Annotated in this window: 21 protein-coding genes; 12 read left to right on the top strand and 9 right to left on the bottom strand. The window is 59.8% G+C overall.

Annotation, left to right across the window (positions count from 1 at the left end; translation table 11 throughout):
• Positions 1-66 precede the first annotated feature (66 nt).
• On the top strand, positions 67-531 hold the full coding sequence (locus tag P8K07_02155) for a hypothetical protein (protein ID MDG1957325.1): 465 nt from the start codon (positions 67-69) through the stop codon (positions 529-531).
• Positions 524-1,066, top strand: a complete 543-nt coding sequence (cyaB, locus tag P8K07_02150; protein ID MDG1957324.1) for a class IV adenylate cyclase — start codon at positions 524-526, stop codon at positions 1,064-1,066. Before P8K07_02155 ends, cyaB begins: the two co-directional genes overlap by 8 nt.
• On the opposite strand, the gene P8K07_02145 is transcribed toward cyaB, so the two are convergent.
• A complete protein-coding gene (locus tag P8K07_02145) occupies positions 1,033-1,551 on the bottom strand; it encodes a GNAT family N-acetyltransferase (protein ID MDG1957323.1) in 519 nt (172 codons plus the stop codon). The genes cyaB and P8K07_02145 overlap by 34 nt on opposite strands.
• A gap of 107 nt (positions 1,552-1,658) precedes the next feature.
• Here P8K07_02145 and P8K07_02140 point away from each other — a divergent pair, with 107 nt between their 5' ends.
• A complete protein-coding gene (locus P8K07_02140) occupies positions 1,659-1,865 on the top strand; it encodes a hypothetical protein (protein MDG1957322.1) in 207 nt (68 codons plus the stop codon).
• Between the two features lie 93 nt (positions 1,866-1,958).
• Here the strand turns inward: P8K07_02140 and metK are convergent, their stop codons facing one another.
• The gene (gene metK, locus P8K07_02135) at positions 1,959-3,128 is read right to left on the bottom strand and encodes a methionine adenosyltransferase (GenBank protein MDG1957321.1); all 1,170 of its coding nucleotides are present in this window, start codon (positions 3,126-3,128) and stop codon (positions 1,959-1,961) included.
• Positions 3,129-3,220: 92 nt separating this feature from the next.
• On the opposite strand from metK, the gene P8K07_02130 reads away from it, so the two are divergent.
• Together P8K07_02130 and P8K07_02125 are read left to right on the top strand one after the other, a co-directional pair.
• Complete coding sequence (locus tag P8K07_02130) at positions 3,221-3,811, top strand: 5-formyltetrahydrofolate cyclo-ligase (GenBank protein MDG1957320.1); 591 nt, start codon at positions 3,221-3,223, stop codon at positions 3,809-3,811.
• On the top strand, positions 3,811-4,476 hold the full coding sequence (locus P8K07_02125; protein MDG1957319.1) for a molybdenum cofactor guanylyltransferase: 666 nt from the start codon (positions 3,811-3,813) through the stop codon (positions 4,474-4,476). Before P8K07_02130 ends, P8K07_02125 begins: the two co-directional genes overlap by 1 nt.
• Here the strand turns inward: P8K07_02125 and P8K07_02120 are convergent.
• Positions 4,449-5,285, bottom strand: coding sequence for a FliA/WhiG family RNA polymerase sigma factor (locus P8K07_02120; GenBank protein ID MDG1957318.1), 837 nt, complete (start codon positions 5,283-5,285; stop codon positions 4,449-4,451). The two genes, P8K07_02125 and P8K07_02120, sit on opposite strands and share 28 nt — an antisense overlap.
• Positions 5,286-5,581: 296 nt before the next feature.
• Between P8K07_02120 and queG the strand changes: the two genes are divergently transcribed.
• Positions 5,582-6,694: a tRNA epoxyqueuosine(34) reductase QueG gene (gene queG / locus P8K07_02115; protein ID MDG1957317.1), complete on the top strand. Its 1,113-nt coding sequence runs from the start codon at positions 5,582-5,584 to the stop codon at positions 6,692-6,694.
• Here the strand turns inward: queG and P8K07_02110 are convergent.
• Positions 6,691-7,704: a bifunctional oligoribonuclease/PAP phosphatase NrnA gene (locus tag P8K07_02110; protein ID MDG1957316.1), complete on the bottom strand. Its 1,014-nt coding sequence runs from the start codon at positions 7,702-7,704 to the stop codon at positions 6,691-6,693. The two genes, queG and P8K07_02110, sit on opposite strands and share 4 nt — an antisense overlap.
• A gap of 125 nt (positions 7,705-7,829) precedes the next feature.
• On the opposite strand from P8K07_02110, the gene P8K07_02105 reads away from it, so the two are divergent.
• The 6 genes from P8K07_02105 to P8K07_02080 all read left to right on the top strand — a co-directional run bounded on the left by P8K07_02105 (position 7,830) and on the right by P8K07_02080 (position 15,211).
• Complete coding sequence (locus tag P8K07_02105) at positions 7,830-8,648, top strand: tetratricopeptide repeat protein (GenBank protein ID MDG1957315.1); 819 nt, start codon at positions 7,830-7,832, stop codon at positions 8,646-8,648.
• 50 nt (positions 8,649-8,698) lie between these two features.
• Positions 8,699-10,156: a metalloprotease TldD gene (tldD, locus tag P8K07_02100; GenBank protein ID MDG1957314.1), complete on the top strand. Its 1,458-nt coding sequence runs from the start codon at positions 8,699-8,701 to the stop codon at positions 10,154-10,156.
• Complete coding sequence (locus tag P8K07_02095; GenBank protein MDG1957313.1) at positions 10,153-11,508, top strand: metallopeptidase TldD-related protein; 1,356 nt, start codon at positions 10,153-10,155, stop codon at positions 11,506-11,508. The genes tldD and P8K07_02095 overlap by 4 nt, the downstream gene beginning before the upstream one ends.
• 142 nt (positions 11,509-11,650) lie before the next feature.
• On the top strand, positions 11,651-12,556 hold the full coding sequence (locus P8K07_02090) for a hypothetical protein (protein MDG1957312.1): 906 nt from the start codon (positions 11,651-11,653) through the stop codon (positions 12,554-12,556).
• Positions 12,553-13,626: a lysylphosphatidylglycerol synthase transmembrane domain-containing protein gene (locus tag P8K07_02085; GenBank protein MDG1957311.1), complete on the top strand. Its 1,074-nt coding sequence runs from the start codon at positions 12,553-12,555 to the stop codon at positions 13,624-13,626. Before P8K07_02090 ends, P8K07_02085 begins: the two co-directional genes overlap by 4 nt.
• Before the next feature lie 46 nt (positions 13,627-13,672).
• Positions 13,673-15,211, top strand: coding sequence for an FGGY-family carbohydrate kinase (locus tag P8K07_02080; protein MDG1957310.1), 1,539 nt, complete (start codon positions 13,673-13,675; stop codon positions 15,209-15,211).
• Here P8K07_02080 and P8K07_02075 read toward each other — a convergent pair.
• The 5 genes from P8K07_02075 to P8K07_02055 all read right to left on the bottom strand — a co-directional run bounded on the left by P8K07_02075 (position 15,132) and on the right by P8K07_02055 (position 19,943).
• A complete protein-coding gene (locus P8K07_02075; GenBank protein MDG1957309.1) occupies positions 15,132-15,953 on the bottom strand; it encodes a pseudouridine synthase in 822 nt (273 codons plus the stop codon). The genes P8K07_02080 and P8K07_02075 overlap by 80 nt on opposite strands.
• Positions 15,880-16,983 carry an SMC-Scp complex subunit ScpB gene (scpB, locus tag P8K07_02070; GenBank protein ID MDG1957308.1) on the bottom strand — a complete coding sequence of 368 codons (1,104 nt, stop codon included), beginning with the start codon at positions 16,981-16,983 and terminating at the stop codon, positions 15,880-15,882. Before scpB ends, P8K07_02075 begins: the two co-directional genes overlap by 74 nt.
• Positions 16,980-17,753: a segregation/condensation protein A gene (locus tag P8K07_02065; protein MDG1957307.1), complete on the bottom strand. Its 774-nt coding sequence runs from the start codon at positions 17,751-17,753 to the stop codon at positions 16,980-16,982. The genes scpB and P8K07_02065 overlap by 4 nt, the downstream gene beginning before the upstream one ends.
• 201 nt (positions 17,754-17,954) lie before the next feature.
• On the bottom strand, positions 17,955-18,920 hold the full coding sequence (gene trpS / locus P8K07_02060; protein MDG1957306.1) for a tryptophan--tRNA ligase: 966 nt from the start codon (positions 18,918-18,920) through the stop codon (positions 17,955-17,957).
• Positions 18,921-19,013: 93 nt separating this feature from the next.
• Entirely contained in the window at positions 19,014-19,943 is a 930-nt protein-coding gene (locus P8K07_02055) for a tyrosine recombinase (protein ID MDG1957305.1), read from the bottom strand.

Below are 19,943 nucleotides of genomic sequence, written 5' to 3'. Positions count from 1 at the left end.
TTAATGATTTCCTCGGCGAAAGTCCCCTTCGTGCAGACCGCGCGCGATACGGCTAGAAAGATCTCCATGGTCGAGGACCCCAAAAGCTGGATTCCCATCCTGAGCGGCGATGCGTGGGCACTCGGACTCGATGTGCCGATTGAATTGATCGGGAATAGCGCCTCGGAAGTCCTGCACGCCGTCGATCCCGAACTGGCGAAGAGATTTGCTCGGAACGATATTCTCGTTGCCGGAACCTTCGGCACGGGAACCAGCGATGAGCGACCCGTTCAAGCCCTGATCGATCTCGGAATCGGCGCTATCGTGGCAAACCAATTTGACCCGAACTTCGAGGCCCATGCTCTCAATATCGGCCTGCGCGTCGCCCGCATCACGGAAGCCCTCGGGGTACGCACCGGCGATCAACTTCGCGTCGACTTTGAAGGGGCACGCATCGCCAACCATAGCACCGGGGATCGCTACCCAATCCGCAACGCCGACGAATCGGCGGTCCGCAATCTGCGACGCAGTATTGGCCAAGCGGATGCTTGAAGTCGAGGTCAAGATACGACTTGACGAACAAGGGCTCGAAGAACTTCGCCGGCAACTTCCCGCGCTTACCGTCGATACCCCGACCACTCTGGAGCAGGAAGATCTTTACTTCTCTCATCCGGACCGGGACCTGAAGGCCCGGGATGAAGCCCTGCGGCTGAGACTTGACTCCCGACTAGCCATCACTTGGAAAGGTCCAAAACTCGACCCTCCTCTGAAAACTCGCGAGGAAATCGAATTCGGACTGGATACCGATTGCGACACTGCCACTCGGCTGCTGGTGGCTCTCGGCTATCAGGAGGTCGCTCGGGTGACGAAGACGAGGGAGCAATGGCGGATCGCGGCTCCCTCCCCGGCACTCATCTGCCTCGATAACGTTGTCGGCCTCGGGTGGTTTGTCGAAGTCGAGGTGGAAGCGGAGCAGGCCGCAGAGGGCCGCATGCAGTTGGAGGCCGTTTTGCGCCTCCTGTCGCTGGACCAGCGGGAATTCATCGCCACAAGCTACCTCGGTCTGTTGGCCTCCTCGGCTGAGTGATCCGGGACATCGGCCAGCGAGCGGACCATCGATACCGCTACTTCGCCGGAGGGGTACACAGAGCCATCCGCGGACACCTGACGAAAACCGTGCCGCTGAAAAAACGATTGCCCAGCCAGATTCCCGGCTGCCGTATGCAGGCGGATTTCTCGAGCCCGCCAATCGACCGCAACGTCAATCGCTGCCTCGAGAAGCTGCTGGCCGACACCCAAGCGGCGATGCGTTTCCTGCATCCCGATCCCGACCAGCTCCGCCCACGGACGCCAAAGGAATCCGATGCTCCTGCCCGGTGCCATCAGGGCGAATCCGGCTCTTTCTCCGGCGATCTCGGCAATCAGCAACTTGGTCCGCGGTAGCTCCATCCAATGCCCGAGAATCTCGCGATAATCCCCCAAATGTTGAAAAAGCTCGTCACCGAGGTCGAGAATCCAGGCAATATCGGACTCCTCCCCCCCTCGAATCTGTGCGGATTGGCTCACTTTCATGCAGGATAACCCGGCAAGGGCGCTCTGACCATGTCCTCGGGACCGGAGACCGGGCAGACTGCGAAAGAGATTGGTTTCCGTTAGAGCAATCGCGGGAGACTAGAGGAATGACCGAACGAGAAGAAGAAGACCTGCTTTACGAATGTGAGTGTTTTCGGATCCTGCGCTTCATCGACGAAGAAGGCCGCGCGAACATGATGGTCTCCTTCTTTGACCACGGACTCGATCTCTATATGAGCGACGAAGAGTTCAGCCATTTCGCGGAAGCCGTCGGCGGAATCACGATCGCCCCGCAAAACGTCCTGCACCACTGAGTCCGAAGGGCCGACGACAAGCGGGCAAAAAAAAGCCCCGCCAACCAACCCTCGGGGTCGATCAGCGGGGCCAATCATCCATCGATCGAGCCTTCAGACGCCGCAGGCGCTTTTCAGTGCTTCGACCTCGTCTTCTTTTTCCCAGGGAAAGAACCCACCCTCTGGCGCCTGACCGAAGTGGCCATAGGCGGCCGTCTTTCGATAGATCGGTCGCAGCAGGTCCAGCTTGCGGATAATCGAGATCGGGCGAAGGTCCAGCACCGTATCCAGTGCGGCGGCGATCTTGGCGTCGTCGACTGTGCCCGTACCGAATGTGTCGACCAAAACCGAAAGCGGACGAGCAACCCCGATCGCATAGGCGATCTGGACTTCACATTTATCGGCCAGGCCGGCGGCCACCACATTCTTGGCCATGTAGCGACCCATATACGCGGCACTGCGGTCCACCTTGGAGGGATCCTTGCCCGAGAACGCGCCGCCACCATGACGACCGTAGCCGCCGTAAGTGTCCACGATGATCTTGCGACCGGTAAGACCGCAATCGCCCATCGGACCCCCGACGACAAAACGCCCCGTCGGGTTGATATGATATTCCACATCGGAGGCCAGCAACTCGGCCGGAATGACTTTCTTGATCACGCCTTCGATCATCGCCTCGCGTAGTGTCTCGTTGGTGACGTCCGGGTCGTGTTGCGTCGAGATCACAACGGTCTTGACTGCCTTGGGGCGACCGTTCTCATATTGAACGGTGACCTGAGATTTGGAGTCGGGACGCAAGAATTTGTATTGTCCATCCTTGCGTACCTCGGCCAGATATTTCACCAGGCGATGCGAGAGCGCGATCGGCAAGGGCATGAATTCAGGCGTGTCGTTGCAGGCAAAGCCAAACATCAAGCCCTGATCGCCGGCACCCTGATCTTCTTCGTTGTCACGATCCACGCCCTGGTTGATGTCGGGCGACTGTCGGTCGATCGCTGTCAAAACCGCACAGGTCTCGTAGTCGAAACCCATCTCGGAAGACGTGTAGCCGATATCCTTGATCGTGGCGCGCACGATTTCTGGATAGGAAAGGGTCGCGTTGGTCGTGATCTCACCAGCGACGACGGCCATTCCCGTCTTGACCATCACCTCGCAGGCAATGCGAGCTTTCGGATCCTGTTCAATGATCGCGTCAACCACGGCGTCAGAGATCTGATCGCACATTTTGTCCGGGTGTCCCTCGGACACGGATTCTGAAGTAAATAGATAATTCTCGAGGGCCATGAAGGCGCTTCCTCCTTAAGGAATCGCACCCACCGGGGTGCGAATTAGTTCCTGTGCTGTAACAGTCGGGCGGTCGAGGTTACAAGCGACCTATGGAGTCTTCGGCAGCTTCTCAAAAAGCCCTTAAACGGCGCACTCTCCGCGAACGAAGGCGCACCCTCACCGGGCCCGCGCAGAGGGCAGCCGGAAGAAACGTCGCTGAAATTCTCAATAAAAACATTGAGATAAGAGATTTCAGAACAATCGCAGCATATGTGGCACAGGACGGAGAGCTCGACCCGGCGCCGGCCCTCGAGCTCTTCCGGGACGCAGGCATCCAGATTCTGCTGCCCCGCACAGGACCAGATAGCTCTCTGGAATTTGCTCCGGAGGGCGCCTTGGAGCCCAGCGGGCCTGCAGGAATCTCCGAGCCCACCGGCTCCGCTGTTCCGATCCCCGAGATCAGCACACCGGCGATTGTTCTCGTGCCTTGCGTCGCACTCACCCCCGCAGGGGGCCGCCTCGGTCGCGGTGGCGGATTCTATGATCGCGCTCTGAGCGATCTTCGGGCAGCGGGTTGGCTGATCTTCGGCCTCTGCCATGAGGAAGCCCTGACGAATCATCTTCCGCTCGAACCACACGACCAAGCGGTCGATTGGTGCCTGACAGAGAAAAGACTGCTCAGCGTTGTGGGCGTCCGATAATGACGATGCGGCGAAACTGCACCGGTATCATTCTGGCCGGGGGCCGGTCCTCACGCATGGGACAACCCAAGATGTCCCTGAAACTCGGAGACCGAAGCGTGCTCGTCCACACAACGCAGGCCTTGCTCGCATCTTGCCGCGAAGTTTTGGTGATCGCGGCTCCGGCAGGTACTCCCGATGGAGTCGAAGAAGCACTCGCCGAACTACCGCGCACTCCCTCGCTGAGGGTTCTTCACGACGCGCAGGCCCACCGTGGTCCTCTACCGGGGATTGTGACCGGTCTCGCCGAAGCCGGCAATGCCATCGCCTTTGTGGCTGCAGGCGACTCACCATTTCTGGCCCCCGTGCTGATCGGCGGCCTGATTGACGCCCTGGGAGCCGAACCCCAAACGGATGCCATGGTGCCTCGGGTCGATAGCTGCGCACAACCGCTGACGGCCGCCTATCGAACAGCGCCGATGCTGTCCTGTTTCCGCCAAGCCCTTGACGACGGGGAGTCCAGTCCCCGTCGCAGCCTGCGCCGCGCGGCGTTTCAGGAAATCGCGGCCGAGGACCTTCGGCGCTGGGACCCTGCGCTGAACAGCTTTCTCAATATCAATGATGCAGCTGACTTCGCGAGGGCCCAGGCTTTGGAACTTCAGCTGAAAGCCGGGGACGTCGGCTGAGGGGAGAGAACGCCCCGCAATCGAGAAAGTGCTTTCGTGTGCAGCTGGGATACCCGAGACTCGGTAATCCCAAGCCGATCACCAACTTCCTTCATGGTGAGCTCGGACCGATAATACAAGGGCAGGACCAGACGCTCCTTGCCGGGCAGTTGCTCGATCGCGGCTTGCAACGCATCTCTTTTCTCTCGTGCGAGAAGCATCGCCATTGGGTCGCCGTGCTGTGCGGGCAGGAACTCTTCGAAGCTCAAGTTGTCATCGTTTCGCCCGGGCGAAACATCTTCGAGTGAAAGAAGCTTCAACTCGGAGGCCTCGCCACGCATCTGATGATATTTTTCGATCGAGACCCCGAGCGCTTCCGCGACTTCCTCCTGTCCCGCATCTCGACCCAACTTATGCTGCAAGGTCTGAACGGTTCGTCGCAGATGATTCGCCTTCTGCCGGGCAGTCCGCGAAGCCCAATCCAGGCACCGCAACTCGTCGAGGATGGCACCCCGGACGCGAATTCGAGCGTAGGTCGAGAAAGCAGTTCCCGCTTCCGGATCAAATTTTCGAATCGCATCGAGGAGGCCCTGCGTCGCCCAGCTCATCACTTCGTCATGCTCGACCGACGAAGGCAGCATGCCTGCGACTTGCTTCACAATCTGCCGTACGAGCGGGAGATTGTTTTGCACCATCTCGCCTTCGGAGAGATGGTGACGGCTGCCCCGGCCGGCGCGATAGCGATCCGCCCCCACGGACCGCCTCGCGCGTCGCACCCCCAAGGTCCCCTTTGTGTCTTTTGATTGCTGCTCTCTCGTTGCGATTTCCATAGCGAACCCTTCCAGCCTGTCCCCCCCCGGGGCGGCGTTGATTGTCTGCGCTAAGGTTTTGCAACCTCCGTGCCGTTAAACCTCATGCCGGACGTTTTTTGCTCGCCGAGATTAAAGTGCTGTAATTTCGGAGACTTGACCAAGGCACTTCTCGGGCATCCTCGGATTCTGCCAAATTAATGGCGGGATAGAAGTGACGCCCCGGCGACGCGAAAATACCTATCGTCATTAAATTGACGATCCGGAACGTTTTCCGCCCTGCGAGATTCCGTGCGGTTTCTGCTACTTCTCGACCCGTGCGCGGGGCCGAACTCAAAAAGAGAATTCTCAGCTGCGGCGAGGCTCTCGGGTTTCGAAATCCGGGCGTGGCCCGCCTCGCTCCCCTCGACCGTGATGCGTATTTCAATGACTGGCTCGCGGATGGACGGGCGGGAGATATGCGATTTCTCGAGCACCACAAGAAAGCTCGGCTCGATCCCCACTCTCGCTTCCCCTGGGCGCGAAGCGTTCTTTCGGCCTCCTACCCCTATGCTCCACCCGCGCGTTCCGCCCCCGCCCCCTGGCGAAAGGAAATGCGTGGACGCATCGCCGCATACGCGGTTGGTCGGGACTACCACCTCGAAATGGATGCGCTGCTGAAGAGGTGGGCTGCGGAAATCGCCGTTCTTCTACCGGACAGCCAGAGTCGCACCTACGTCGACACAGGCCCGATCTTCGAGCACGAGTGGGCCGAACGGGCCGGGGTTGGTTGGACGGGCAAGCATACCCTTACGCTCGATCGAGAATCCGGCTCCTGGGGATTTCTCGGCGAGATTCTGCTCGAGGTCGAACTCGAACCTGACAAGGCCTCGCCCAACCACTGTGGGACTTGCCGACGATGTATCGACAGTTGCCCGACGGACGCTATTCGAGGGCCATACGACCTCGACCCACGCCTTTGCATCTCCTACCTGACCATCGAGCATAAAGGCGTAGTCGAAAGACACCTGCGCCCAAAAATGGGGGAGTGGCTATTCGGATGCGACCTATGCCAGATCGCATGCCCCTGGAATGACGAGGGAGATTTCAACCCGGAGCTACATCCACGACTCGATGCGATTCTCGCGATGGACGAGGAAGATTTTACGCGGAGGTTTGCCGGGACTCCACTCGAACGCACGGGACCCGAGCGACTCAAGCGCAACGCCGCCATCGTTGCGGGGAATACGGCGAATCCCGAAATTCTGCATTCCCTCGGCCGCGCCCTGCAAGATCCCTCCGACTTGGTCCGAACCCATGCGACATGGGCAGTCGGGCAAATCCAGGGGGAGCCGATTCGGCGCCGATCCCTTCTGGAAAAAATGCTGCGCGATGAAGTTCCGCTGGTCGTCGAGGAAGCCGAAGCGTGCCTGCAGGAAGAAGCGTCCTAAACCAGGCCCAGGCCTTCGGTTGTTTCGACCCCGATTCGTTTGAGCAAACGCTCCTTGACTCTCAACGCTACCTTCTCACGCTCAAGGCCCACCCCGTCGATCGAAACGCGCCCGCCCGCAATCATATCATGGCCACCCGCAGATCGACTACCGAGGACCTTTTGCAAAACTTCGCCCGCATTTGCCTCTCGGTCCGTGGTTCGCAGCGACACATAGAGATTCGAGCCGAACGAACCCATCGCGACCGCCCACTCCACCTCATCGAGGCGAAGGAGAAAGTCCGCCATCTCGGCGACCATATCCGGGTAACGCACATCCCCCACGTCCGAGACCACAAGATTTCCATAGATCTGCGCTTTCGCGATGGCATCGCGAAAAGCGCGAAAATACTCTCGTGGAACTCGGGCGTTTTCAATTTTTCCCAGGCGTCGCTTGTTCGCGTAGGGGTAGAGGAAGTGACTCGCAGCAAAGTCAGCTTCGGTCGATTCCCGCCCAAGATCCTGAGTCTCGGCATTGATCCCGTAGAAGAGAGCCGTTGCGATCTTGCTCTCGACCGTGACATCCGAATCACGAAGATACTCGGTGAGGATCGTCGAGGTCGCCCCGTAGTTGTCGCGAAGGTCGACATAGCCGACGTCCGGATTCTCGGCGTAGGCCGGGTGATGGTCGATAATCGCCGCTGCCAGAACATCGTCGGGAAGAGAGTTGTTTGCCCGCCCCGGCTGGGTATCGACCAGGACAATCCTCGGCCGTCGATAAAAATCAATCTCTCGCACGGGTGTGAGCGAGATGTTCAGGTATTTCACCATCGCTCGATTCTCGGCTCGACCGATAATGCCGCCCAGTGCAATGATCGAATCGCAAATTCCGAGTTGGGAGAGAATATATTGCAATGCTGATGCGCTCGCGAGGGCATCCGGATCCGGATTGTCATGCGGGAGGATCACGAGGGGATCTGCCCCCTCGATTGCAGAGATCAGCGAAACCAGAGGACCTTTGAGTTGTGCCATAAAAAACTCCCGGTCCGACAACAGACCGCTCCTCCAGCGTAGACGATAGCCCGTCAGCTTTCCAACCCTCCGATCCGAGCCAAAACCGCCTGTCGCAGTCCTGCGGAGAATGCTACAATTCAGGCATGGCTGAGCCGCAAGAGCTGGACCGAGTTCGACAAGAACTTCTGCGCATCAGCAAAGACGCAGGCGCCGATCTTGCGGAGGGCGCCCTCTGGATTTCTGTTCTGGAAACACCTGATCTGCCAATAAATGACTATCTGGGCTGGTTGGACCGTACCGCGGCGGACGCGCAAAGGACCATTTCGCGGGTAGATGCTCCGGGCCTGCTCGGAATGGTTCGGGATCATCTTAAATTCCGGGGCGATGACCAGAACTACTACGATGCTCGAAACAGCTGTCTCGATCAGGTCATTGATCGCAGACGCGGCATTCCGATCACCCTTTCGTTGATCTATCTCGCACTCGCGATACGCCTCGGCGAAGACGCCGCAGGCGTCAATGCTCCGGGGCACTTTCTGGTGCGGCACGGTGATACCATCGTGGACCCCTTCCGCGGAGCGCTCATGAGCCGCTCCGCTTTCGCAAACCACCTCGAAGGCCTCGGCTTGCCCAAGCCCTCCGAACAGGCCGACCAGCTCCTGGCGCAACCCGCCGGTCATCGAAGCATTCTTGCGCGGATGCTGGTGAACCTGCGCGGCATCCACCTCCGATCTCAAAACTATCCGAAGTGCCTGGCCGTGGTCGACCTCCTGCATCATCTCGATCCCGAAAATCCGGGTTGGATGCGCGAGAGGGGCTTGATCTACCGGCAACTGGACTGCAACGACCAGGCGCGTTCAGATCTCGAGCGCTATCTCCTGTCATCGCCTCCCCCCAAGGAAGCCGAAACGATTCGCGAACTAATCATATCCATGGAAGAAAAGCCTCGCGTCCTTCACTAGGGCGCAGCATTAACTTTGGGCTCGATGACTCGGGCGTATGAAGGAACTTTATGAGCACCGATGATTCGAAGGACAGTATTACCGCGATCGACACACGGTTCGGCCTGGACGCCCGGCAACTCGAGCAGACCCTCGGGACAGCTCTTGCCCGAAAGTCCGACTTTGCAGACCTCTATTTCGAGCTCCGCGAATCCACCCATGTAGGACTCGAGGAGGGTCTCGTCAAAAGAGCCAACGTCAGCATCTCGCAGGGCGTGGGGGTGCGCGTGCTAGCCGAGGAAAAGACGGGCTACGCCTATTCCGATGAAATCACTCCCGAAGCCCTCGAACTGGCTGCAGCGAGCGCGCGCACCATCGCACATGGGAGCAGCGCGGAACGGCGCATCGCGGTCCGCACGGGCATCGCCAGCCCAACTCATAACCTCTACCCGATTGATGCGAAGGGCGTTTCTCGCCCCCTCCCTGATCGGATCGACCTCCTGCAGAAGATCGACAAGGAGGCCCGAAAGTTTGATAGCCGCATTTGCAACGTCATGGCGAATCTCGCCATCGAGGAAAAACAGATTCTGGTTACCAACTCGGAGGGGACCCATATCGCCGACAGCCAGCCTCTGGTTCGTGTGAACGTATCCTGCGTTGCGGAATCGGGCGGAAAGCGCGAGACCGGTAACGCCGGTGCCGGCGGCCGTTTTTCGATTGGCTTCTATCTCGACGAACCCGAACAAGCCTTCCGTCTGGCTCGTGATGCCGCTCGCCAGGCCATCGTCAATCTCGATGCAGAAGAAGCGCCTGCCGGAGAAATGAAAGTCGTTCTCGGGCCTGGCTGGCCCGGCGTCCTGCTTCACGAGGCAGTCGGCCACGGGCTCGAAGGCGATTTCAACCGCAAGAAGACTTCCGCCTTTGCCGACCGGATCGGAGACCGTGTCGCATCGGAACTCTGCACGGTGGTCGACGACGGTGCCATGGAGCGACGGCGCGGATCTCTGAATATGGACGACGAAGGCACTCCGACGGGACGGACCGTCTTGATCGAGAAAGGCCGGTTGCGCGGCTATTTACAGGACCGCCTCAATGCACGCCTGATGGGAGTTTCACCCACCGGCAACGGCCGCCGAGAGAGTTTCATGCATGCACCTCTGCCCCGTATGACGAATACCTTCATGCTCTCGGGCGAGGATGATCCGGGGGACATCCTCCGTTCGGTCGACAACGGCATCTATGCGGTCTCTTTTGGGGGTGGCCAAGTCGATATCACGAACGGGAAGTTCGTCTTTTCCGCAAGAGAGGCGTACCGCATCGAAGGGGGCAAGGTCGGCGCGCCCCTGAAGGGCGTCACCCTGATCGGAAACGGCCCTGACGCGCTCACGCGAATCTCACGTGTCGGTAATGATCTCGCTCTCGACGAAGGCATCGGAGTTTGCGGGAAGGACGGACAATCGGTTCCGGTGGGCGTAGGCCTACCCACCATCAGACTCGACGGTATGACAGTTGGAGGAACGCGCACATGAGTGCCACAAAGCCTGTGATCGAGACAGCTCGCGAGGTTCTCCAAACAGCGCATGCGGCCGGTGCAACAAGCGCCGACGTCGTTGTCGTTTCGCAGGAAGCCCACGCCGCGAGCGTCCGGCTAGGCGAGGTCGAGTCTGTCGAGTTGTCCCGCCAAAAGCGGCTCGGCTTGCGCTGCTTCCGCGGCCATTCGAGTGCGATTGCCTCAACTGCAGACTTTTCAGCAAGCGGGCTGGAGTCCTTCGTACGCGAGACCGTTGCCATGGCCAATGTCCTGCCGGAAGATCCGGACTCCGGGCTTCCCGACGCTACGCTCCTCGAGCGCAACGCGCCCGACCTGCAGCTCGAAGACCCCGGCGGCTTTCATATCGACGGCGACGGTTCGATCACGGCAGCCCGGGATTGCGAAGAGGCCGCGATGGGAGCAGATCCACGAATTCGTAATTCCGAGGGAGCCACCAGCTCTGCGTCCGCCAGTGAAATCGCCTACGCCTCCTCGATCGGATTCGAAGGGCATTATCGTACCACGAACCATTCACTTTCCGTGTCGCCGATCGCCGAAGAAAACGATGCCATGCAGGGGGATTATTGGTGGGATTCGGCGCGCAGCCGAGAAGATCTCGCCGACCCTGCCGAGATTGGACGAATCGCTGCTGCAAGGACTCTCCGACGGTTGGGAGCTCGGAAGTTGGCCACGACGCGGGCGCCGGTTATCTTCGAAGCACCCATCGCGGCTTCCCTGCTCGGCCATCTGGCCGGGGCAATTTGTGGCGGTGCCCTCTACCGGAAGCTTTCCTTCCTGCAGGAACGTCTCGGAGAAGTGATCGCTTCCCCGCTAGTCCAGATTACCGACGAGGGGAGACTCCCGGGCGGCCCCGCTTCCCGACCCTTTGATGCAGAAGGATTGCCGACGAGGTCGACCACGATCGTCAAGGACGGTCGTTTGGAGAGTTTCCTCCTCGACACGTATGCAGGCCGAAAGTTGGGCCGCCCATCGACAGGGAGCGCCAGCCGCTCGATCGGCGATGCTCCCGGGGCAAGCCCTACAAACTTCCGCTTGGCCCCGGGCCTAACGCCCGCGAGCGATTTGATCACTGGAATTTCGCGCGGATTGCTGGTCACGAGCCTGTCCGGCATGGGGGTCAATACCATCACTGGAGACTACTCCCGCGGAGCCAGCGGGTTGTGGATCGAAGGCGGCGAAATCGCCTATCCCGTGGAAGAAATCACGATTGCAGGAAATCTCATTGATATGTTCCAATCCATCGATGCCCTCGGCGATGACCTGCGACCTCGTTCAGGCATCGCAGCACCGTCTTTACGCATCGCCGAAATGACGATCGCCGGCAGCTAGAGGCGCCCTCCGTCGATCAAGGAAGCGACCAAGCCAAGGAAAGGCAGGGCACACTCACTTCATGGCTGCTTTTGCGAGATCGCGAAGACGCAGAAGGAAACGTTCCCGGAAACTGCGGAGTGCGCCATGGTCGCTCCGCGCCATGCCCCTGCCCGCCATCGCCATCCTCCTCCTCACGCCAGTCGTATATATCCTGGGACGTTGGGAAATTATTGACACGCAAACAGCTATTGCCATCGCCGCAATGGTCCTGCTGGCAGCTCTTTTGTATTTCCCACTGCGCTACCGAACCCGCCTCGACCGGCGCGGGCAATTCTTCGCCCTGGTATTTGCCGTGATCTGGTTTGGTGTTCTGGCAACGCCAGTTTTAAAACGAGTTTATCCCGCTCCAGCCATCACCAGCTTCGAGGTTCAGCGAGACGAAATTCCATATTCGCTTCCCACCTCCATTCTGGGCAAACCACTCGAGTTCAAGGTGACCGGTCACCTGCGCGAGGGCCAACCCCATGCAACGCGAAACGGGCAATGGCTCTTGCGGATTCAGCGCCCCACAGGCCGCCCCTTGTCCTTCACGGGACAACTCCAACAGAGCTGGGGAAGCCCCAGTCCGGATTCCCACCCCTTACCGCAGCTCCGACAATCTCGGATCACGACGAATATTCAAGTCCCGTCGCTCCCTCCCGGCAGTCAGATCGGCACGCTTCAGGTCACGGGCCAGGCGCAACCAAGGCTCTCGATCGTCGCCCGTCCCGACAACCGCTGGCCAATGTCGTGGCAGCTGCCCGTCGGCGCCATGCTTCTCCTCGGTGCCGCGCTCTACGACAGATCATCCGGAGCGGGACGAACCGCCTCGGCGTTGACTCTGGTCACGGGGGCCGCGCTGGTCAGCGTCCTGGTCTTTCCGGTCCTCGGGGCCGCCGATGCCACTTTCCGCGAGTTGTTTGGGGCAATTGTTGCAGGTGCATTGGTGGGCGGCCCGGTCGGAGGCCTCGCCGCTTGGATACTTGGCGCGCGAAAAGATACATCTTCCAAGGGCTCCAAGAAATGAATGAAACGCCGAAAGAAGCTTCCGACACGCCAGACCGGTCCAGCGGAGCCGCCAAGCTCGCCGTCGGCATCGCGACCGCCATCCTTGCCGCGGCGGGGATCGCGTTCTTCGCCAGCGATGGTCGAGAGCTGTTACGGGCAGCCGGCGACATCTCGTGGGTGAAAATTCTGGTGCCCGTGATCGCGACAATCCTGAGCTATGCGACCATGGCAGCGTCCTATGAGGGCATCGCCAAGGCCGCGTCGACACCGATCGGCTTCTCGGCGATGCACCGAATCACCTACGTCTCGAATACAATCAACTATATGGTTTCCACCGGGGGCCTGTCGGGCTTCGCCGTGCGCATGTACTTCTTCCGAAAAAACGGAATTCCACTCGGCCGCGCCGTGACGATCTCCTTCGTTCAGGGATTGATCACAAACCTGACACTGCTGGTTTTTCTGATCTTCGCTTTCATCTTCCTGCTGACCCACGAGTCTCTCAGCAGCGCCGCTATCGCTTCGGCTGCTGTCGCGTTGCTTGTCTTCACCTCGATCACCCTGCTGCTCGTGGGACTCTTTCTGCATGCGCCAACGAGACGCAAGTCGATTCGGTCGGTGATTGGAGCCGTCCACGTCGTGACGGCCCGCCTCCTCGGACCGAACCGCGCACCCACCAAAATCAGCCTGCTGCGTCTGGCAAAGAATATCGACGACGGACTGGCTTTCATGCAGAAGAATGGGCGCGCCATGATCACGCCCATCCTGTTTATTATAGCTGACTGGTTTTTGACACTGGCAGTTCTCTGGGGCTGCTTCTACGCGGTCGGGCTCAACGTACCTTTTGCCCTGATATCCGTCGGGTTTGCGATTGGCATCCTCTCGACGCTCGTATCCATCACACCCGCAGGCATCGGCATTATGGAAAGCGCTGTGACGACAATTTTCGTAGCGCTGGGGCAACCTCTGGAACCCACCATTATCGCCGTAATCCTCTTTCGCCTGATCTTCTACGCGCTTCCCTTCGGGATGAGCATCGGATTTTTTCACGGCATGTTCCAGGATGCCCGGGAGCATACGCAACTTTCGTGATCGGACCTACTCGCAGAGCAAGCGCGTTTCGCGTCCGGTGGTTGTGATGAAAAGCACACGAGCATGTTTGGCGGTTCTCGATTTCGGCACCGGCGGAGGTAAATGCGTCATCTTTGACCATGCCGGTCAGCGACTTTCGAGCATCCGGCATCCCTGGGATTTCATCTCGGTGCGATCCTCCCACGAGGAACTGACGCCCGGCTTCGCTTTCGATCCGGAGAGCATGTGGAACACACTCGCCCGATGTACCCGCGAGGCCATCGACCAGGCCAATCTCGCACCCGAGGAAATCGTCGCCGTCACGTCCACCTCACTCAGGCTGGGAACTGTCTTTCTCGACCGTCGCAAACAGGAAGTCTATTGCGCGCCTAACCTCGATGGGCGGGGGTTTGCCGGAGCGCTTGAACTTCTTGACGCGGTCACCCGAGAAACAATCGTGTCGACCACAGGCCATTGGCCGCCCTTTCTCTCGAGTGCGGCGCGGCTGATCACCTACCAAAAGGAGCCTACGGCCGAGCCGGTAGCGCATGTCCTCAGTCTGAGTGATTGGCTGGGCTACCGATTGACCGGAGAGATTACCTCGGAACTCTCCAACGCCGGAGAGTCCTTTCTCCTCGACATCGCCGAGCGCAGATGGAGCCAGGAACTACTCGAGGCCGCCGGAATCTCGCCGTCCGTCCTGCCCCCGATCAGCGCCAATGGTGCACGGATCGGCTCCATACACACCGCCGCCGCAGCAGCGACGTCTCTGAAATCGGGCACTCCGGTGTTCCTGGGGGGTGCGGACACGCAATGCGCCCTTCTCGGATCCGGCGTCGTCGATCCATTCGAGGCAGGAGTTGTTTTGGGCACCACTGCACCCGTGATGGCCATCAGCGATACGCCATGTGTCGACCTCACCGGTAAAGTGTGGGCTGGATGCCACGTGCTCCCCGAGCGCTGGACCCTCGAGAGCAATGCCGGCGAAACCGGATCCGCCTGGGACTGGATTCTCGACCTTCTCGGGATTCATGGAGCCGACCGTTACGAGGTTGCCGAGAACCTGATGGCCGAAGTCACGGCCGACGACGAACGGGATTCTGCAGTCGTCTCCTTCGGCCACCCTCAGGTCTTTGATCTCGACCAATACAACCCTCACCGGATGGTAGGCTTCGGCTTTCGCCAAAGCGCCTTTCGCGGACCCGTAGGGCCTGGGCGGGGGCAAGTCCTGCGATCTTTCCTGCGCAATATCGCCTTTGCGATCCGCGGGAATCTCGAGCAACTCGAGGAAAAACTTCCGGGACCTCCGAACCGCTGCACCCTCTCGGGTGGAATGTCTCGTAGTCGGAGTCTGCAGGTCGAGATCGCCCGCTCTCTCCATCTTCCACTGCACCTCTCGGCAGAACCGGAAGCCACGGCACTCGGTGCGGCCATTCTGGCAAGTGTCGGGGTGGGCCTGCATGGAGATCGCAAGGCGGCCGTTCACGAGATGGTTCAGGTGACAGTGATCCCTCCCGATCCGGAACTCAGGGACGCCTACGACCGCCAGTACGCGGCTTGGCAGGAGGTTTTCGCTGCAACGAAGCAGGTTTCCTTCCTCCCTTGACTTTTGGGGCCGCCGATTCGGGTCGCGAACGACGCGTGAACTCCCACAGGGCCAAAATTTCTTCCTGATGGAGTTCGCGCTTTTGACCAGGCGGCAAGCGCCCGAGCTTCAAGGTGCCGATCGACACGCGTGAGAGTTTGTCGACCGGGTGACCGACCGCTTCGCACATGCGGCGGATCTGTCGTTGACGCCCTTCGTGCAAGGTCATCACGAATCTGGTTTTTTTGTCCAGCCGCGCCTCCAGGGTGACCTGAGCAGGCAACGTCATTCCATCTTCGAGCCGGACGCCACTGGCAAGACGGTCGAGAGTCTTCTCCTCCATATGCCCTCGAACCTTCACCCGATAGACCTTTGCCACCCCATATTTGGGATGTGTCAGCATCTGTGCGAGTTCGCCGTCGTTGGTGAGCAAAACCAAACCGCTGGAGTCGTAGTCGAGACGCCCCACCGGAAAGAGATGCTCGCGGCTCTCGCGTACCACCTGACCAATCGACTGACGCCCCTCGGGGTCCGACATGCTCGAGATCACCCCAACCGGCTTGTGGTAGAGGTAGTATCGCAGGCGATTCAAAACTGCCGGGCGTCCGTCCACCGTAAGCTTGTCCGAGATCGGATCCGCTCGGGTGCCGAGGTGCTCAACAACTTTCCCGTTCAGCCGGACACGTCCCTCACGAATCAGGTCCTCGGCCGCTCGGCGCGAGGCCACCCCCGCTCGGCTGAGAATCTTCTGAATCCGCTCCATCCGTTCCATCTGCTTGCCCGCTCTCCGAAGCTTGATCGATTACCGACGGCTCCTCACCTGTGCCGCCAACCCCCGCGGCTGCCGCCATTGCCCTGACCTTGGGCGTTTCTTGCTCGGCATCGTCATCCGGATCATCCGAAGAGTCGCCGGCGATCTCACCTTCACCGGCTGCTGCCTGCTGGCCGCCGGGCCCGCCATCGGTCCCTCCGTCAGGAAGCGACTCTCCTTCTCCGCTCCCCGCGTCCATATTTGTAGCGAGCTCCTCGCCATCGGCCGAAGCCTCCGACTCCTCTTGCACCGCATCCTCCTTGAGGAGATTCGCAAGTGACTCTGCGTCGGGGAGAGGTGGTAATTCGGAAAGATCACGCATCGTGAACAACTCGAGAAATTCGGCGGTGGTGCCGTATTCGACGGGCCGCCCCGGAGTATCACGACGACCGGTCGCGAGAATCAAGTCGCGGTTCTGGAGAGCTGTGAGAATCGCGTCACAATTGACGCCGCGGATAGACTCGATCTCCCCACGCGTTACGGGCTGGCGGTATGCAATGATCGAAATGGTCTCGAGCAGGGCTCGAGAAAGGCGCGGCGGTTTCTCGGCGAAGAAGCGTCTCAACCAGGGCGCGTGTTCGGGTGCCGAGCGAAACTGATACCCGGACGAAACCTCCACGAGTCGAATGCCACGTTCGTTGGCCGCCAGCTCCTCCTGCAGGGCAGCCAGCGCCTTCTTGACCGCACCGCGGCCCTGCCCCTGAAAAAGACGGGACAGGCGCTGCAGGGGAAGCGGCTCGGCCGCCGCAAAAAGAAGGGCTTCCAAAGCAGATCGGAGCTCGGCCTCGGGAATCGCGTCTTCTTCCTCGCTCGCGTCCGTATCGCTTGCCTCCAACTCCGGGGCTTCGTCCGAAGGCTCGCCCGCCGTTTCCTCGTCGACTGGTTCCTCGGCGAGTTCGAGAATACCGTCCTCGGCCGTCCTTGGTTCCTCAGTCGTCGGTTCCTCAGTCGTCGGGACTTCCTCTGTGCCAGCCGTCGTCATGCCTGCATCTCCTCCACATCTTCGATTGCGAGTACATCATCCGGATTCACCTCACGAAGAAGGAGAATGTCGATCTCGGCGTGCGTCTCTGTCTGCGTTGCCGTCACGGCACCCGATTTTACCAATTCGAGAATCGCGAGAAACGTGACAATAATGCGCACGCGCGAGGCCGACTCCGGGAAAAGGTCTTCGAAACGACAGCGCTGCCGCGCGCGCAATTGTTCGACGACACTTTCGATCCCATCACGCAGGGACAACCTTTCGATCGAGACCTGATGGGCGAGATTTTTTGCGCGACGAGCCAACAGTCGCTCGAGAGCTCCGAGGAGATCCTGCACGGCCATGGGGCGCGTTGGCTCAATGAAATTCCCGGGCTGCGTCTCGATCACGGAGCGCTCGAAAATATCTCGTCCGAGCACATGGCGCTCGGCCAGCGCCTGACCGGCTTTCTGAAAGCGCTCATGCTCGAGCAATTGTTCGATCAGCTGGGCCTCGGGATCCAGCGGTTCCTCATCCTCCAGGTCTTCGCGCTCGTCGGCTGGAAGGAGAGCACGCGATTTGAGGTAAATCAGGGTTGCGGCCATGACCAGGAATTCTCCGGCCAAATCCAGGTTCAAGTCCTCGGCTTCCGTCATATAGGCGAGGTATTGGTCCGTGATCTCGGAGACCGAGAGCTGGTAGAGATCCACCTCGTGTTTTTTGATCAAATGAAGGAGCAGATCGAGGGGACCCTCGAACTGCTCGAGCTTGACGCTGTAGGCCTCGGACATGGGTGCAGGTTCTCTAGCACAGCGACCCAAACGCGCGAAGCTCGGGAGGCTAAAAAAGCCTGATTTGCTTCAACTTTCGGGCCTCGGGCGCGTGGAATCGAGCACCGCAGCGCGGATTTCGAGATCTGAGCGCTCAGGGGCCTCCAAGTTTGCCTGCCGGGACGGAAGTCGAGCTGAGCGAAAGAGCAGTTCCGGGACGGATTAGCGGACCAACCCAGTGGCCTGTCGGGCCCTCTCCAGCACAGCTCCTGATTTGGCGCGGGCCTGCCGGGCGCCCGCATCCAGAACATCTCGCACGTACCCGGAATCCTTCTCCAGTGTTTCACGACGGTTCCAGGCATCGCGAAAATAGTCAGCCGAGGCCTCGGCGATTCTGAGTTTCACATGACCGTAAGCAAACCCGCCCTCACGATACGTGGCCGCCAACTCGTTGCGCTGCTCCTCGGAAGCAAACAAACTGTAGAGTTGATAGAGATGGTCTTCGTCAGGCTCCTTGGGCTCCTCCATCGGACGCGAATCCGTGACGATGCGCATGATCTTCTTCTTGATCGCCTTCTCGGAACCGAAGATCTCGATGGTGTTGTCGTAGCTCTTCGACATTTTCTCGCCGTCGCTACCCGGCACCTTCGCCGATGCGTCCAGAAGTTTCGCCTTGGGGAGGACAAAGCACTCGCCAAAATGGTGGTTGAAACTCTTCGCGATATCGCGAGCCACCTCAATATGTTGCACCTGATCCTGTCCCACGGGCACGATATTCGAGTCGTAGCCCAGAATGTCTGCCGCCATGAGCACCGGATAGGTGAAAAGACCGGCATCGGCATTGATCCCCTTCTCTCGCTTCTCCTTGTACGCATGGCACCGCTCGAGAAGTCCCATTGGGGTTCCCGTCATCAGAATCCATGTCAGCTCGGAAATTTCGGGCACATCCGATTGCACAAACAACGAAGCCTGGTCCGGATCCAGACCCAGAGCGAGCAAGTCCAGCGCAGATTCGTAAGTCAGAGTTTCGAGACGCTCCCTGTCGCGAATCGTGGTGAGGGCATGCAGGTTCGCGATAAAATAGTAGGCCTCATCCTCGGTCTGCAGATTGATATACTGCTGGATCGCTCCGAAATAGTTTCCCCAATGAAATCGACCGGTCGGCTGAATTCCCGAAAGTACTCGCATCGCTTCCCTCTCAACTCTCAGTGCAGCAGGGGCCTTGGTCCCGGATCTCGGGCTGGTCGACACCTCGACCTGAGCCATCCTTCGTCATGGATTTCATTCTTTCTTTCCGCGTCCCGCACCAAAATTCTCTCGTTCGCGTGGATGGTGCGCCTCATGCATGCGGCTGAGATGACTCCGGCTCACGTGCGTATAGACCTCGGTGGTTGAGATGTTGGCATGTCCGAGCAAGGTCTGCACGGCGCGCAGGTCCGCACCATGTTCGACCAGATGCGTCGCGAAGGCATGGCGCAAATCATGGGGCGACGGGGCCTCATCGAGGCCGGCACGGGCCGCCAGTCGGCGGATCAACGCGAATACCGCCTGCCGCGTCAGGCCGGATCCCCGTGGAGACAGAAAAACCTCGTCGCGCCGACCCTTCCGCAAGAGTTTCGATCGCTCCCCCTCCAGATACCGCTCCATCGCCTGGCAGGCTGGTTGCCCCAAGGGCACCATGCGCTCTCGGTCCCCCTTCCCCACGACCCGCAAGGCTTTCTGGGGTAAATGCAAACGATCCAGAGTCAGGGAAATTGCCTCGCTGACCCGCAAGCCGCCACCGTAAAGAACTTCCAGTATTGCCAAATCGCGAAACGGAGTCGGCGTGCGCGCGCAGGCCTCCAACATCGCCTCGACATCTTCAGTGGAAAGAATGCGCGGCAACTTTCTCGGCTGGCGAGGCTGACGGATATCCGCAAGAGGGTTCTGGTCCAGCCATTTCTCCTCCAAGGCATGGCGGAAGAGCCCACGCAGCGAAGAGAGCCGCCTTGCCTGAGTTCGGGCGCCTACCCCGCGCGTCGCCTCGGCCTGCTGAAAGCTGATCATCAACTCGCGACTGACTCGCTCCAGGTCCTCGATTGCATACGTCTCGCTCGCGAAGGCAAGGAACCGCGAGAAGTCCGTGGCATAAGCAGAAATCGTGTGAGGGGATGCACCCTTCTCCGCGCGAAGAAAAGCGAGATGCCGTGCTGTCGCGTCCTCCAGAGTCAT

The organism is Candidatus Binatia bacterium (assembly GCA_029248525.1).
Lineage (GTDB): Bacteria > Desulfobacterota > Binatia > UBA12015 > UBA12015 > UBA12015.
Note: the sequence above shows the minus strand (reverse complement) of the source record. Positions and strands in the feature narration are given on the sequence as shown.

Bases quoted from the DNA above. Each gene is read 5' to 3' on its own strand.
- P8K07_02155 (MDG1957325.1), top strand. From the start codon at position 67: ATGGTCGAGGACCCCAAAAGCTGGATTCCCATCCTGAGCGGCGATGCG.
- cyaB (MDG1957324.1), top strand. From the start codon at position 524: ATGCTTGAAGTCGAGGTCAAGATACGACTTGACGAACAAGGGCTCGAA.
- P8K07_02145 (MDG1957323.1), bottom strand. From the start codon at position 1,551: ATGAAAGTGAGCCAATCCGCACAGATTCGAGGGGGGGAGGAGTCCGAT.
- P8K07_02140 (MDG1957322.1), top strand. From the start codon at position 1,659: ATGACCGAACGAGAAGAAGAAGACCTGCTTTACGAATGTGAGTGTTTT.
- metK (MDG1957321.1), bottom strand. From the start codon at position 3,128: ATGGCCCTCGAGAATTATCTATTTACTTCAGAATCCGTGTCCGAGGGA.
- P8K07_02130 (MDG1957320.1), top strand. From the start codon at position 3,221: ATGGAGTCTTCGGCAGCTTCTCAAAAAGCCCTTAAACGGCGCACTCTC.
- P8K07_02125 (MDG1957319.1), top strand. From the start codon at position 3,811: ATGACGATGCGGCGAAACTGCACCGGTATCATTCTGGCCGGGGGCCGG.
- P8K07_02120 (MDG1957318.1), bottom strand. From the start codon at position 5,285: ATGGAAATCGCAACGAGAGAGCAGCAATCAAAAGACACAAAGGGGACC.
- P8K07_02110 (MDG1957316.1), bottom strand. From the start codon at position 7,704: ATGGCACAACTCAAAGGTCCTCTGGTTTCGCTGATCTCTGCAATCGAG.
- P8K07_02105 (MDG1957315.1), top strand. From the start codon at position 7,830: ATGGCTGAGCCGCAAGAGCTGGACCGAGTTCGACAAGAACTTCTGCGC.
- tldD (MDG1957314.1), top strand. From the start codon at position 8,699: ATGAGCACCGATGATTCGAAGGACAGTATTACCGCGATCGACACACGG.
- P8K07_02095 (MDG1957313.1), top strand. From the start codon at position 10,153: ATGAGTGCCACAAAGCCTGTGATCGAGACAGCTCGCGAGGTTCTCCAA.
- P8K07_02090 (MDG1957312.1), top strand. From the start codon at position 11,651: ATGCCCCTGCCCGCCATCGCCATCCTCCTCCTCACGCCAGTCGTATAT.
- P8K07_02085 (MDG1957311.1), top strand. From the start codon at position 12,553: ATGAATGAAACGCCGAAAGAAGCTTCCGACACGCCAGACCGGTCCAGC.
- P8K07_02080 (MDG1957310.1), top strand. From the start codon at position 13,673: ATGAAAAGCACACGAGCATGTTTGGCGGTTCTCGATTTCGGCACCGGC.
- P8K07_02075 (MDG1957309.1), bottom strand. From the start codon at position 15,953: ATGGAGCGGATTCAGAAGATTCTCAGCCGAGCGGGGGTGGCCTCGCGC.
- scpB (MDG1957308.1), bottom strand. From the start codon at position 16,983: ATGACGACGGCTGGCACAGAGGAAGTCCCGACGACTGAGGAACCGACG.
- P8K07_02065 (MDG1957307.1), bottom strand. From the start codon at position 17,753: ATGTCCGAGGCCTACAGCGTCAAGCTCGAGCAGTTCGAGGGTCCCCTC.
- trpS (MDG1957306.1), bottom strand. From the start codon at position 18,920: ATGCGAGTACTTTCGGGAATTCAGCCGACCGGTCGATTTCATTGGGGA.
- P8K07_02055 (MDG1957305.1), bottom strand. From the start codon at position 19,943: ATGACTCTGGAGGACGCGACAGCACGGCATCTCGCTTTTCTTCGCGCG.